Genomic DNA, 14,073 nt, shown 5'->3' with positions numbered 1-14,073 from the left:
AAAAAAAACAGGATCAGGCCGCTTTGATCAGGCCCATTTTGCTTTTACTGAATTTGCGTTCGGCATACTCCCGGGTCAGCTGAAACTGCTTTTCACCCGAAGAAGGCAATTCATACATGGCATCGGTAAGGATGCTTTCGCAAATCGAACGCAATCCGCGGGCGCCCAACTTGTATTCCACGGCTTTCTGCACCATAAAATCATAGACATCATCACTGACCTTCAACTCGATACCTTCCAACTCAAACAGTTTTTTATACTGTTTCATCAGGGCATTCTTCGGCTCGGTCAGGATGGCACGCAGGGTAATGGCATCCAGCGGATCCAGATGGGTTACCACGGGCAGCCGGCCCAGCAGTTCCGGGATCAGGCCAAAAGTTTTCAGGTCCTGGGCATTTACAAAACGCAACAGGTTGTTCTTCATGTCCTCCTGTAATTCCTTATCCACATTGAATCCGATGGTATTGGTCTGCACCCGACGTCCGATAATTTTATCGACGCCGTCAAACGCACCCCCACATATAAACAGGATATTGCTGGTATTGACCTTGATCAGTTTCTGATCCGGATGTTTCCGGCCTCCCTGTGGAGGCACCAGCACATCGGTACCTTCCAGGAGCTTCAGCAACCCCTGCTGTACCCCTTCCCCACTAACATCCCGCGTAATACTGGGGTTGTCACTTTTGCGGGCTACTTTATCAATTTCATCGATATAGACGATGCCTCTTTCGGCGGCTTCCACATCATAATTACATACCTGTAACAGGCGGGTCAGGATGCTTTCCACATCTTCCCCCACATAGCCTGCTTCCGTAAATACCGTCGCATCCACAATCGCAAATGGAACGTTCAGCACTTTGGCGATGCTCCTGGCCAGCAGGGTTTTACCGGTACCGGTTTCCCCCACCATCACGATATTGCTTTTCTCTATCTCGATCTCGCCACCAGGATCCAGTTCCCGGTTCTGCTGCTTTAAACGTTTGTAATGATTATACACCGCCACGGCCAGTACTTTCTTCGCATCGTTCTGACCTATTACATAATCGTCCAGAAAAGTCTTGATTTCCATGGGCTTTTTCACATTCAGCGAAAACCCCCTGCCATTGGCTGGATCCTGCAAGTGCAGTTCCTGGTCGATGATTTCCCTGGCATGTTCCACACAGTTCTCACAAATATGGCCATCTTGTCCGGCGATAAGAATTTCCACTTCATCGCGACTCCGACCACAGAAAGAACAATGCAGTGTGCTGCCTGATAATTTCTCACTCATAATATCTTACAAAGTTAAAAAAACCACCCGTTTTGAGTGGCTTTTATTATAATATTGACGGGAATTGGTATTATATACTGAAAATCAGCCTATTACAACTTATCCACGATTTTATCGGCAATGCCGTATTCAATCGCTTCCGGGGCGTCCATCCAGTAGTCCCGGTCAAAGTCCTTCAGTATCTGTTCCAGGCTTTTACCGCAATTGTCCGCCAGGATTTTAGCACCGATCTCTTTCACCCGCTGGGTTTGTTTGGCCTGGATTTCCAGATCGGTACTGACTCCGCGGATATAACCTCCGAGAGAAGGCTGGTGGATCATGACTTCTCCATGGGGATAGATATACCGGGAACCTTTTGTTCCACCACTGAGCAGGATGCTACCCATGCTGGCAGCCAGACCCATACAAATGGTACTCACCGGGCTGGAAATCAATTGCATGGTATCGTAAATAACCATACCGCTGGTCACAACGCCCCCGGGGCTATTGATGTAGAATTTAATTTCCTCGCCGGGTTTGTCCGCTTCCAGCAACAGCAATTTTGTGGTCACTTCACGTGCACTTTTATCGTCAACAACGCCCCATAGATAAACCGTTCTTTTTTCAAAGAACATTTTTTCAAGCCGCTTATTAAGCATCATCAGGTCATCCCGTTTATCTGCAGCTTCTTTGGGTTCTTCTTCTTCGCCATCATCAGCGACAACCCGGGCCTTGTATTGGTTATTATAGATTTCAGAAAATTTCATTGTGTTGGATTTTATTTTTTAAGTGCGCCTTATTCCATTTCCTTCTGCTGATCAGGATTTTACTTTTCTGCTATTGACCAGTAAAACCTCGTCCACCAGACCGTATTCCTTGGCTTCGGCTGCGGTCATCCATTTATCGCGGTCGAAATCCTTTTCAATCTGATCGATGGGTTTACCTGTATGGTCCCTGACGATATCATACAACTCGGTTTTGAGCTTGCGGATTTCATTGACGGTAATTTCAATATCACTGGCCTGGCCACCGATAGCGCCGCTGGGCTGGTGCATCATGATACGGGCATGCTTGAGGGCTGCTCTTTTTCCTTCTGTACCGGCGCCCAGCAGTACGCAGGCCATGGAAGCCGCCATACCGATACAAATGGTGGCCACATCGGGGCTGACATATTGCATGGTATCATAGACACCCAGACCGGCATAGACACTGCCACCGGGGCTGTTGATATACATATTAATATCCCGCTGACGATCGGTACTGTCCAGAAACAGCAGTTGAGCGGTGATGATATTGGCTACTTCATCATTGACCGGGTAACCCAGGAAGATAATCCGGTCCATCATCAGGCGACTGTATACATCCATGACGGCGACGTTCATGGGACGCTCTTCAATAATATTAGGAGTCAGCGCCGTCACCAGATGGTTGCCATAACTGTGCAGGGTATTGCTGGAAATCCCCCTGTGCTGGACCGCATATTTTTCAAATTCAGAATTAAAACTCATATGATTAAATTGATAGATGGTAAACCTACATAAAAATCTTTAATAGCCCCGGGGCCTTTAAAAATTCCTACGGGCTAAACAGATCAAATTTCTATCCATTCCTGAAATCATTCCAAAAGAGTGACAGGTTGGCGCAGTTACCCATAAAATATGAAGTCAATTGGTCAGCCCGTACTTAAAATCAATCCACAACCCGGGATCAGAGCGCCCGGGCGAGGTGTATCATAAACCGATCCTGGGCCTGGATGATTCCCCCGGCGAGTTGCTGGGTCAGTGGCGTCTGATAATTGGCCCCCAGGGCCCATTTTCCCCAGCCGGTCTCCAGCCCGATGGTGCCCATCAGCAACCGGCCGCCGGATGCGGTCACTTCCAGCCCCCGGTCTTCGTCGCTACGGGCCTGCTCCAGCTGCAGGCCGGCATTGGGTGCGATCATCACCTCATTTTTTGTCCGGAACTTATAATAGGCCTGGGCGTTCAAACTGAACTTATTACCGTAATGATAGGCATATTTATTGGTCGTATTGATCCGGTAATTGCCATTGATATTCACGCCCGCATCCTGGAGACGGATATCATACATCGCCGTCAGGTTAAAATCATAGCTCCCGGTACCGAGTTGAAAAAGATTGGCATTCTCGCCGGCGTCGGATTTATCTACCGGGTTATAGGTACCGGTCGCCAGTTTCACTCCTCCGCCCAGCCAGAGACTCTGGACCAGCAGCCGGCTCTGGTCTTTTTTTCCGGAAACCGTTTCCCGGCTGCCCAGCAGTTCGTAAAAGCCGGACAGGCTGATATCGCCCAGGCCGGATTTGCTGTTACGGACTTCCTGTCGGGTCCGGTCATTAAAACTGTAGGGCAATGAAGCCATGACCCGAAACTTATCGGTTATATTCCAGCCGCCCCAGACTTCGGCTATGCGGTACTGCTCCCGGCTGGTCAGATAGGTGGTCTGCCCCTGGGTTCCCAGGTGGGACAGTATTGCATTGTATCGGTAACGAAGGCCCATAATATGCCGGTGAAATTCCGGAAGAATGCCGATATAGCCGTTACCCGCCCCACATCCGCAAATATCACAGGCCCTGCTCAGGCCGGGAATCATTAGTAACAGAAACATCAAAATTTTATATTTCATCGTATTCTTTTTTAGTATTCGGCCAGGGCCCTGTCGGTGACAAAAGCCCGGTCATTAAGGGTATGGAGAAAACTAATGATCAGCGCCTGCTCCTGATCGGTCAGCGGAATACCGTACTGCCCGTTGTGCACCAACAAGGGATCCGGGCGACCATCGGGGCTCACACCGCTGTTATAATGTCGCAATACGGCTTCCAGACTGTAAAACCTGCCATCATGCATATAGGGTGCACTGTAGGCCAGGTTCCTTAAGGAAGGTACCTGGAACTGATAGCGGTCCTCGGGGTTCAGACTTATTGCATACCGACCCGGGTCCTGCCTTCCAGCCGGCGGCAGGCCATTGCTGCGGAAACGATTATCCGTAAACAGGGGTTCGGTATGACAATTGCTGCATCGGCTTTGAAACAGAAGGTATCCTGCATTTTCCGCGGTGTTAAAAGCTGCCTGACCCCGCCGCACACTGTCGTATTTTGACTGATCACTAATGCAGCAAACCATAAACTGAGACAGGGCTTTCAGCAAAAGGGCAGCGCTAACCTCTTCCTGACCAAAAGCTTTTCGAAACAGATTTCGGTAAACGGCACTCTCCGACAGCCGTTGGACCACGGTTCCCAGGTTGTTGTCCATTTCAACGGAATCAGTAATCGGTGCAATGGGCTGCAGATCCAGATCCGGCACCCCGCCGTCCCACATAAAGCTGCGGCGCCAGGCCAGATTGGACAGCGAAGGCGCGTTTCGGGTGCCCAGCCGGTCCCCGATACCGTGGCTGAAATTGTGACCATGGTGGGTAAAAGCTGCGGTGGAAATATGACAGCTGCCACAACTGATGGTGCTGTCGCGGGACAGCGCCCTTTCATAAAATAATTTCCGGCCCAACGCAAAACCATCCGGTGTCACCGGGTTTCGGGTAAAATCGTATACCGGCGCCGGAAAATCAGAAGGTGGCTGAAAGCCCCGGAAGGGCAGTTTGATATCCACGTGGCTGCAGGCCAGTCCTGCCAGGATGACCCATCCTAAGATCAGGACCTGTTTAGGATAACGCATCAGTTCTCGGTATGGTCATGATGAAACATAGCCGCATAATTATCGGCGATAACCGTACTGTAATCGCTGAACATAACATTGGGATGTTCGGCAATCTTCAGCGCGGCCGGCCCCTGGAATAATTCCTTCAGGTCGACCATCAGATGAATATTGGCGCGGTTGCCCTCGGTAACCTGTGGCATCCCGCGGGCCGTCAGATTGAGCCGGATGGTTTTAATATTATTAATGGTCGGTGCATTGTAGCCACCGAAACCACCGATATGGTACATATACTGCTGTTGCAGACCGGCGCCATAGCCCCCTTCCAATTTCAGAAAAATATAACCACTGTTCCAGCCCCAGTACATATCACCGCCCTCGCCCGCTGGATCCAGAACACCGGTCCGCTCACTGATATCGCTCGTGCTGCGCAGACTGTCTACGCCGACGATAAAGCTAAGGCTACTGTACTTGCCTTCAGGTAACCGGAACTGCGGCCGATGCGAGCTGGCCACCGATTCATCAATTAAGAAATAACTGCTGTCGGGCGGTACGATATAGACCGAACCGTCGTTACGGGTAAATTCAAAATTGCTGACATAGTATTTAAGTTTTGTCACCGAAAATTCCTCACTACTACTATTGATATAGCGGGCGGTATTTAGCTGTAGGTCCGCATCACCCACGATATTGTCAAACTCTACGGTTAATGTACCTTTCTGTGTATTATCAAAATCAATATCCTTGTCTTTTGTGCAGGAAAAAAGCAGTCCTGTAAAAAGACCTGCTATCATCATATTACGCATGAATTACTGGTTTAAAAAAGTGAAATTAATTACCCGGACACGACATCCTTCATTAAGAATGCATGACTAATGACCGGCCGGCCACACGCGGTAGCTGATGGAGCCAAACGTCAAATTAGTGTACATGGCTATCAGTGTCAGGAACCGGAGGCACGGAAATACTGGCTGCTTATAAGAAAGGCAGCCATCAGAAAATAAATTATGGGCTACTAGCAGGCAGGTGGGTGAAATATGCTACGGGGGCGGTCCTTAAGTGGCCGGGTCAGGAAAAGACCATAACTGACAGCATCGGTCGCAACCAGTTCAGGGCTCTCGGCAAAAAATGATTTGGAAGAGAGGACAATTTCGTTTTTCTGAGAACCATTGCGATCGGGAGACTGCTGATCTTTCTGCTGTTCCTGCTTCAGACGTTTGACCATCTGACATTTACCACCACAGGAAAGCAGGGGGCGGTCCTTGTTCTCACATCGGGCTTCAAAAGCCGCCCGGTTAAGATAATAATCCACGACGATCAATACTTTGCTGAAACTTTGAGCGGCAAAAAAAAGGGTTAATATGAAGGCTACAGATTGCTTAAACACCGTTGTTAATGTTTGACAACTTTGCAAAAGTAAAAAGAACGCTGTACATGGCAGCGTTCTTTTTAAAAAAAATATAATCAGGCAGAAGGGATTAATGATGATGATGCTGATGCTCATTAACCATCTTCGTAAAGTCTTCTACGCTGATACTCTTTGAAGTCGGTTTGATCTGGGTTTCTGCCCATTCAAAGACTTTTTCTGCCTGGATCCGGTTATAGGTATCTTCTATATACTTGCGGTCCTTCATCATCCGGTCGATATAATCATTTACCCAGGGCTGTTCATCAATGGCCATGGCTCCACCCATATAACTTAGCAGCTGGGCCTTGGCAAATGCACGCAATTCTTCAGGGTCTACGGATATCTTCTGATCGTTGACAATCTTGTCGGAAATCAGGGTCCATTTCAGCTGATTCAGAAATCCGGGCATTTCCTCATTGATTTGATCCTCGGTTTTAGCACCCGCAGCTTCTGCGCCCTGCTGTTGGTTCTGTGTGACCAGCCACTTGCGCAGGAAATCTTCAGGAAACTGAATCTCAGTACGATCTACCAGTTGGTGAAAAATCTGATCCTGGATCTGATTACGGCTCTGGGTTGCCCAGTGGCTGAATATCTGATCCTTGATTTTAGTACGGAATTCGGCTTCGGTATTTACATCCCCATCCGGGAACAGTTGTTTGAAAAGTTCTTCATCCAGTTCCCGCTTTTTGAGCCTGGCTGTTTTGTTGATGGTGAGTTTAAAAGATTTATCCTGATCTGCTGTTACATCAGCCTCCAGGCCGAGATTGGGGGCAGTGAGTTTCCATTGATCTTCGGGAAAGGCTGACCCGATTTTTACCGTAATGCTGTCGCCTGTTTTTTTGCCTTTTAATTCTTTTTGCACTTCAGCTGAGAAACCATTTAACTGCAGGGGGATTTCTTTTTTGATCCCTGATTCTGCTTCCTTGCCTTCAGCATCCAGCTCGGCAAAATCCAGTGTAATCACCGTCTCGTCGCTTTCCACAGTTTCCACGTCCTCCATATTACCATAACGTTCCAGCAGTCGTTCCAGCTCTTCATCGATCATGGCGTCGGTAATATCGATATTATAGGCAGTGATATCTGCCTTGGCCAGATCTGCAAGGTTGAATTCGGGTTTCAGACCGATTTCAAACTGAAACTGATAGTCTGCAGGATTGTTTACATCCAGTTTTTCAATTTCAGCTTCCAGCGGTAAAGGCTGGGCAAAAATCTCTGTTTTTTGTTCCTGCAGGTAATCAATCAACTGCTTATCTACGGATTTCAGCACCTCGTCTGCAAATAGGGAAGCGCCGTACATTTTCTTAATGAGTCCGGCCGGAACTTTACCAGGACGGAAACCCTGGATGCTGGCTTTCTTGCTATATTCTTTGAGCGATTTTTCGAATGCGGGCAGGTAATCAGCTTTTTCAAGTTTGACGCTGATTTTTTCGTGTAACTGACCAATTGGTTCTTTGGTGATTGTAGCCATGTCTTTGTTTATTCTCCCGTTCCCCGGCGGGCGTATGATTATCCAATAAAAAAATAGTACCCGTCTAGGCAGCTACTATTTTCATTACCCCTTTAGGGGTCGGGGGTAAATGTCCGGATGAAGGGACTCGAACCCCCACACCTTGCGGCATCAGATCCTAAGTCTGACGTGTCTACCAATTCCACCACATCCGGATGTGCACTGACTTCCGAAAGCTTTCGGAAGGGGGGCAAAGGTAATGGTTTTATTGAAGATTAATAATTGAATAAAGTAATATTTTCGCGGCCGGTTCATCGGTTTGAGGTGCTGGCGGGGTGACTTTTTGACCGCCCGACCGTGTTGATAATACACGAAATAAATTGTATATTTAGTAATTAACTATAAAACAGGCCCCGGAGCCGGATCAAGTTTAGCGTACTGAGAATGAAAACAATAGAACAAAAACCGGTATATAATCTGGATGAGGAACAGGAAAAAAAACTGATCCTCAGGGAATACCGATCCCTGCTGCGGGCCCTAAAAGACAAATTAAAACCCGGCGATAAAAACCTGATCCGTTCGGCTTTCGAAATGGCAGCCGATGCGCACAGCAACATGCGACGCAAAAGTGGCGAGCCCTATATCCTGCATCCCATCGCCGTCGCTAAAATCTGTGTGGAGGAAATTGGTCTGGGGGTGCGTTCCACCATCTGCGCGCTCTTACATGATACCGTAGAAGATACCGATATCACCCTTCAGGATATAGAAAAGGAATTCGGACCTGAAATTTCCCGGATTGTGGATGGGCTGACCAAAATATCCAATGTCATTGATACTACTGCCTCCCAGCAGGCCGAAAACTTCAAAAAGATCCTGCTGACGCTGACCGATGACCCCCGGGTGATCCTGATCAAAATGGCTGACCGGCTGAACAATATGCGGACCTTGGACAGCATGCGTCGGGAAAAACAATTGAAAATATCTTCCGAGACTGTATACATTTTTGTTCCCCTGGCCCACCGCATGGGCCTGTATACCATTAAAACAGAGTTTGAGGATCTGGCGATGAAATACCTGGAACCTGATATTTACCGGGATATTGCCAAACGGCTCGCGGAATCCAAAAGGGAGCGGACCCGCTATATCAATGAATTCATTAAACCCATCAAGGAGAAACTGGAACGCAATCAATTCAATTTTGAAATTTACGGCCGACCCAAGAATATTCATTCCATCTGGAACAAGATGAAAATGAAACATGTTTCCTTTGAGGAAGTGTATGATCTGTTTGCCATCCGGATCATACTTGACTCGCCACCAGAAAAAGAAAAAGAAGACTGCTGGAAAGTTTATTCAATGATCACCGATGAATATACGCCATCCATCGAACGCCTGCGTGACTGGGTCAGCAATCCGAAGGCGAACGGGTATGAGGCCTTACATACGACCGTAATGGGTCCTCGGGGCAAGTGGGTGGAAGTACAGATCCGGACCAAGCGGATGAATGAGATTGCAGAAAAAGGCCTTGCTGCTCATTGGAAATACAAAGAAGGCGCCCAGAGCGAAAATATCTTTGACAAATGGTTCCAGCAGATCCGCGAAGCCCTGAGTAATGATGATCCTGACAGCGTGAGTTTTTTGCAGGATTTCAAGACCAGCCTGCTTACAGAGGAGATCTATGTCTATACCCCCAAGGGAGACATCAAAATGTTGCCGGCAGGCAGCAGCGCCCTGGATTTTGCCTTCGCCATCCATACCGCTATCGGCGCCAAAACCATCGGGGCCAAGGTCAACCACAAGCTGGTTCCCATCAGTCATAAACTCAGCAGTGGGGATCAGATAGAGATCATCACCAGCAATAAACAGAAACCTTCTGAAGACTGGCTGAAATTTGTAATTACACCCAAGGCCAAAAACAAAGTCAAGGACGCCCTGAAGGAAGAAAAGAAAAAAGTTGCTGACGAAGGCAAATATACCCTTCAGCGCAAACTGGAAGGCATGGGGGTGACCATGTATCAGGGCAATATCGAAACCATTGCCCAATTCTATAAACTGAATTCGAACCTGGAACTGTTTTACCAGATCGCCATAAAAAATATCGATCTCAGGGAGCTGAAAAATTTCCGGATTTTCGGCGACAGGCTGGAAGCACCGCTGCCAGTCAAACCCGAATCGAAAGCTGAACCCACCCACGCGGCAGTGCCGCATCATCCGCATCCGCCTAAGGATGCCGAACTCATCATATTCGGGGAAAGCAGTGACAAGATCATGTATACCCTGGCCAACTGCTGCAAACCGATTCCCGGTGATGATGTCTTCGGATTTATAACTACCGGTAAAGGCCTCACCATTCACCGTACCAATTGTCCGAATGCTGCCAAACTCATGGCCAATTACGGCCATCGCGTCGTTAAAACCAAATGGGCCAAAAACAAGGAGATTTCCTTTCTCACGGGTATCCGGCTCATTGGCATTGATGATGTGGGAATCGTCAGCAAGATTACCAGCCTGATCTCCGGTGAACTCAAGATCAATATTGCCGCACTGACCATTGAAGCTTCAGAAGGTGTATTTGAAGGCAATATTAAAGTCTTCGTCCATGACAAGGAAGAACTGGATGAGCTGGCCTTGCGTCTCAAGGACATCCCGGGTATAGAATCCGTAGAGCGGTATGACACCGAAGATATCGCCTGATATCCTGTACCAGCCGGATCCATTCCTACTTCCCACCCTCCCGGCCGCGTATGGAAAATCCGCCAAAGGCCCTACCCCCCTGCCTCAGCTCCTCTTATGCACAGCTTGTTGATATCTACCCTTAGGAGGGAGCCGATTCTTAAGGTATATTCGTAATACTACCTTATTGTTCACCCATTAAATCGATGCCAGTAATGCCAGTACCAACTACTTCAGGATCCGGACTAAAATTTGCCAGAAAATTTACCACCGACAATCAACATCCCTTTGACATGTTTGAGTATGACTACCGGAGTTCTGTCATTAAGAACCCCAGTGGCGAAATCGTATTTCAGATCGATCAGGTAGAAGTACCCAGGCAGTGGAGTCAGATTGCGACCGATATTCTGGCGCAAAAATATTTCCGAAAAGCCGGTGTACCACAACCTGATGGCAGTACAGGCCGGGAAACCAGCATTAAGCAGGTGGCACACCGGCTCGCACATTGCTGGCGGGTCTGGGGTGAACGAAACGGTTATTTCGCTTCCACCAAAGATGCGCAGATTTTTTATGAGGAACTGCTTTTTGCGATTTTGAATCAGTCCTGCGCGCCCAACAGCCCCCAATGGTTCAATACGGGCCTACATGAAGTCTATGGCATTACCGGAAAACCTCAGGGTCATTATTATGTTGACCCCCAGGATGATCAGATTAAAAAATCTACCTCGGCCTATGAAAGGCCGCAACCCCATGCCTGTTTTATTCTCAGTGTCGACGACGACCTGGTCAATGAAGGAGGGATCATGGACCTTTGGGTAAGAGAGGCCCGCATCTTTAAATATGGCAGTGGTGTCGGCACCAACTACAGCAATATACGCGCCGAAGGCGAGCGTCTTGCCGGAGGCGGCACTTCCAGTGGCCTGATGAGTTTTCTGAAAATAGGCGACCGGGCAGCAGGCGCCATTAAAAGCGGTGGCACCACACGCAGGGCTGCCAAAATGGTTTGCCTGGACCTGGATCATCCCGAAATCGTCTCCTTTGTCAACTGGAAAGTCGAAGAAGAAAAAAAAGTAGCGGCACTGATCGCTGCAGGCTATCCCAGCGACTATGAAGGTGAAGCCTATAAGACTGTAAGTGGTCAGAACAGCAATAATTCCATCCGGATTCCCAATACTTTTTTTAAAGCATTGTCCGAAGACGGTGACTGGCCCCTGATTTCCCGGACTACAGGAACAACAACAGGCCATGTTAAAGCCAGTGAACTTTGGGACCAGATCAATTATGCAGCCTGGCGCTGTGCTGATCCGGGCACCCAGTATGATACAACGATCAATGAATGGCATACCTGCCCCGAAGGGGGCCGCATCCGTGCCAGTAATCCCTGCAGTGAATACATGTTCCTGGACAATACGGCCTGCAACCTGGCCAGCATCAATCTGCGGAAATTCTTTGATGAGCAAACCAATCTTTTTGATGTGGAAGGATTCGAGTACAACTGCCGGCTCTGGACTGTTGTACTGGAAATATCGGTACTAATGGCCCAGTTTCCTTCCCGGGAAGTGGCCCGGTTGAGCTATGATTACCGGACCCTGGGCTTGGGTTATGCCAACCTGGGCAGTATGCTCATGGTTTCAGGTATCCCGTATGACAGTGATGCAGCAAGGGGCATTGCTGGTGCCATCACCGCCATTATGACCGGCGTTGCTTACAGCAGTTCTGCGGAAATGGCCGCCCATCTCGGCACCTTTCCCCGCTACGAACAGAACAGGGAAGCGATGCTGCGGGTGATGCGCAATCACCGGGCAGCCGCTTACGATGCGGCAGATGCCTATGAAGGACTGGAAATAAAACCCCAGGGCATTAATGCCCGCTTCTGTCCGGATTACCTGCTCAAGGCCGCTACCCAGGCCTGGGACCAGGCGGTTCAAAAAGGTGAGCAATTTGGCTACCGGAATGCCCAGACGACGGTCATTGCGCCGACTGGTACGATCGGACTGGTGATGGATTGCGATACCACAGGCGTAGAACCGGATTTTGCGCTGGTGAAATTTAAAAAACTCAGTGGAGGCGGATATTTTAAAATCATCAACCAAACGGTACCACAGGCCCTGCGTACCCTGAAATATTCCGAGGCGGAAATTCTGGATATTGTGAATTATGCCCGGGGACATGCCAGCATCAAGGGGGCGCCCCATATCAACGAAACATCTTTAACGGAGAAAGGATTCCTGCCGGAAGACTTGAAAAAACTCGATGCGGCCATGGCCACCGCTTTTGAGATCAGTTTTGCCTTCAACGTCTATACCCTGGGTGAAGCCTGTCTGCAAAGACTGGGCTTTACACCGGAATGCTATAATGATTTCAACTGGAGCCTGCTGGAAGCTCTTGGCTTTACCAAAGAGCAGATCAGCCAGGCCAATACCTATGTCTGTGGCACCATGACGGTGGAAGGGGCGCCGCATCTCAAAACTGAACACCTGCCGATATTTGACTGCGCTAATAAATGTGGTTCGACAGGTGAGCGTTATATTCACTCCCATGGGCATATCCGGATGATGGCCGCCGCACAGCCATTTCTCAGCGGGGCGATCAGTAAAACCATTAACCTGCCGAATGAAGCCACCGTGGAAGAAATCGCCGACGCTTACAAACTCAGCTGGGAACTGGGTTTGAAAGCCTGTGCCTTGTACCGCGACGGTTCCAAACTGAGCCAGCCCCTAAGCAATAAAAACGATTCCAAAAAAGAAAGCACCGCTGCCACTACCCGGTCAGAGGAAGCACCGGAAAACACGGCAGGCGTCAGTATGGTGGACCTGGGCAATCTGACCATTGATGAACTGCTGGAAGAAGTCAATAACCGGGTACAAAACAGCGCTGACACACGACTAAAGCGCCAGTTGGCCATGATTGTTGAAAGACGATCGCTACCCGCCAAACGCAGGGGTTATACCCAGAAAGCAAAAATCAACGGACAAACGCTTTTCCTGCGCACCGGAGAATACAGTGATGGGACGTTGGGTGAAATTTTTATAGATATGGCAAAGGAAGGAGCCACGATGCGCTCCCTGCTGAACTGCTTTGCCATTGCTGTTTCCATAGGTCTTCAATATGGTGTCCCGCTGGAAGAGTTTGTCGAAAAATTTGTATTTACCCGTTTCGAACCTTCCGGAATGGTCAGCCATCCGAACATCAAATCCGCTACGTCGATCATCGACTTTATGTTCCGGGCCCTGGCCTACGAATATCTGGGACGTGCGGATCTGGTACATGTACTCGACCGGCCGGATACGGAAATAATGACCGAGGATGATGAAGAATGGAATGAAAACAGTCCGACCATCGGCCAGCAGCAACCCGAACTCAGTGAGGTACGGGTGGTCAGTCAGCAACCACTGCCCAAAACCCGGGATACGATCAAACCCCTGCATACGGGTCTTGACGCCGTGAATGCGGCCGCCAAAAGCATGCAGGGCGATGCGCCTGCCTGTAATGTTTGCGGCCATATCACGATCCGCAGCGGTACTTGTTATAAATGCCTGAACTGTGGCAACAGCCTGGGTTGCAGTTAACAGATTATTTAGTTAACGCCCCCTTATAGCATTCGGGGTTACCCACTTGTCCCCCATTTACCTAG

General features: G+C 48.9%; 10 protein-coding genes and 1 tRNA gene. 2 read left to right on the top strand and 9 right to left on the bottom strand.

What is annotated here, in order from left to right; all coding sequences use genetic code 11:
- Positions 1 to 13: 13 nt before the first annotated feature.
- The 9 genes from clpX to ACYVI9_RS11650 all read right to left on the bottom strand — a co-directional run bounded on the left by clpX (position 14) and on the right by ACYVI9_RS11650 (position 7,981).
- Positions 14 to 1,270 (bottom strand): ATP-dependent Clp protease ATP-binding subunit ClpX, encoded by a 1,257-nt coding sequence (gene clpX, locus ACYVI9_RS11690; RefSeq protein ID WP_460764750.1) that lies wholly within the window; start codon positions 1,268 to 1,270, stop codon positions 14 to 16.
- Positions 1,271 to 1,362: 92 nt separating this feature from the next.
- Positions 1,363 to 2,016 (bottom strand): ClpP family protease, encoded by a 654-nt coding sequence (locus ACYVI9_RS11685; RefSeq protein ID WP_460764749.1) that lies wholly within the window; start codon positions 2,014 to 2,016, stop codon positions 1,363 to 1,365.
- Between the two features lie 51 nt (positions 2,017 to 2,067).
- Entirely contained in the window at positions 2,068 to 2,757 is a 690-nt protein-coding gene (locus tag ACYVI9_RS11680; protein WP_460764748.1) for a ClpP family protease, read from the bottom strand.
- Between the two features lie 199 nt (positions 2,758 to 2,956).
- The gene (locus ACYVI9_RS11675) at positions 2,957 to 3,889 is read right to left on the bottom strand and encodes a transporter (protein ID WP_460764747.1); all 933 of its coding nucleotides are present in this window, start codon (positions 3,887 to 3,889) and stop codon (positions 2,957 to 2,959) included.
- A gap of 11 nt (positions 3,890 to 3,900) precedes the next feature.
- A complete protein-coding gene (locus tag ACYVI9_RS11670) occupies positions 3,901 to 4,932 on the bottom strand; it encodes a cytochrome-c peroxidase (protein WP_460764746.1) in 1,032 nt (343 codons plus the stop codon).
- Entirely contained in the window at positions 4,932 to 5,717 is a 786-nt protein-coding gene (locus tag ACYVI9_RS11665; RefSeq protein WP_460764745.1) for an MbnP family protein, read from the bottom strand. The genes ACYVI9_RS11670 and ACYVI9_RS11665 overlap by 1 nt, the downstream gene beginning before the upstream one ends.
- A gap of 209 nt (positions 5,718 to 5,926) precedes the next feature.
- Positions 5,927 to 6,298 (bottom strand): hypothetical protein, encoded by a 372-nt coding sequence (locus tag ACYVI9_RS11660; RefSeq protein WP_460764744.1) that lies wholly within the window; start codon positions 6,296 to 6,298, stop codon positions 5,927 to 5,929.
- Between the two features lie 91 nt (positions 6,299 to 6,389).
- Entirely contained in the window at positions 6,390 to 7,787 is a 1,398-nt protein-coding gene (gene tig / locus ACYVI9_RS11655; RefSeq protein ID WP_460764743.1) for a trigger factor, read from the bottom strand.
- Positions 7,788 to 7,899: 112 nt separating this feature from the next.
- Positions 7,900 to 7,981: transfer RNA gene (locus tag ACYVI9_RS11650), tRNA-Leu, on the bottom strand.
- Positions 7,982 to 8,210: 229 nt separating this feature from the next.
- Between ACYVI9_RS11650 and ACYVI9_RS11645 the strand changes: the two genes are divergently transcribed.
- Together ACYVI9_RS11645 and ACYVI9_RS11640 are read left to right on the top strand one after the other, a co-directional pair.
- Positions 8,211 to 10,460, top strand: coding sequence for a RelA/SpoT family protein (locus tag ACYVI9_RS11645; protein ID WP_460764742.1), 2,250 nt, complete (start codon positions 8,211 to 8,213; stop codon positions 10,458 to 10,460).
- A gap of 194 nt (positions 10,461 to 10,654) precedes the next feature.
- On the top strand, positions 10,655 to 14,008 hold the full coding sequence (locus tag ACYVI9_RS11640) for a vitamin B12-dependent ribonucleotide reductase (protein WP_460764741.1): 3,354 nt from the start codon (positions 10,655 to 10,657) through the stop codon (positions 14,006 to 14,008).
- The last annotated feature ends 65 nt before the right edge of the window (positions 14,009 to 14,073 follow it).

This window comes from Niabella terrae, assembly GCF_054783135.1.
This window is presented reverse-complemented; position numbering and strand designations above follow the sequence as displayed.

Excerpts from the sequence above, each read along its gene's own strand:
- clpX (WP_460764750.1), bottom strand. The coding sequence starts at position 1,270 with ATGAGTGAGAAATTATCAGGCAGCACACTGCATTGTTCTTTCTGTGGT.
- ACYVI9_RS11685 (WP_460764749.1), bottom strand. The coding sequence starts at position 2,016 with ATGAAATTTTCTGAAATCTATAATAACCAATACAAGGCCCGGGTTGTC.
- ACYVI9_RS11680 (WP_460764748.1), bottom strand. The coding sequence starts at position 2,757 with ATGAGTTTTAATTCTGAATTTGAAAAATATGCGGTCCAGCACAGGGGG.
- ACYVI9_RS11675 (WP_460764747.1), bottom strand. The coding sequence starts at position 3,889 with ATGAAATATAAAATTTTGATGTTTCTGTTACTAATGATTCCCGGCCTG.
- ACYVI9_RS11670 (WP_460764746.1), bottom strand. The coding sequence starts at position 4,932 with ATGCGTTATCCTAAACAGGTCCTGATCTTAGGATGGGTCATCCTGGCA.
- ACYVI9_RS11665 (WP_460764745.1), bottom strand. The coding sequence starts at position 5,717 with ATGCGTAATATGATGATAGCAGGTCTTTTTACAGGACTGCTTTTTTCC.
- tig (WP_460764743.1), bottom strand. The coding sequence starts at position 7,787 with ATGGCTACAATCACCAAAGAACCAATTGGTCAGTTACACGAAAAAATC.
- ACYVI9_RS11645 (WP_460764742.1), top strand. The coding sequence starts at position 8,211 with ATGAAAACAATAGAACAAAAACCGGTATATAATCTGGATGAGGAACAG.
- ACYVI9_RS11640 (WP_460764741.1), top strand. The coding sequence starts at position 10,655 with ATGCCAGTACCAACTACTTCAGGATCCGGACTAAAATTTGCCAGAAAA.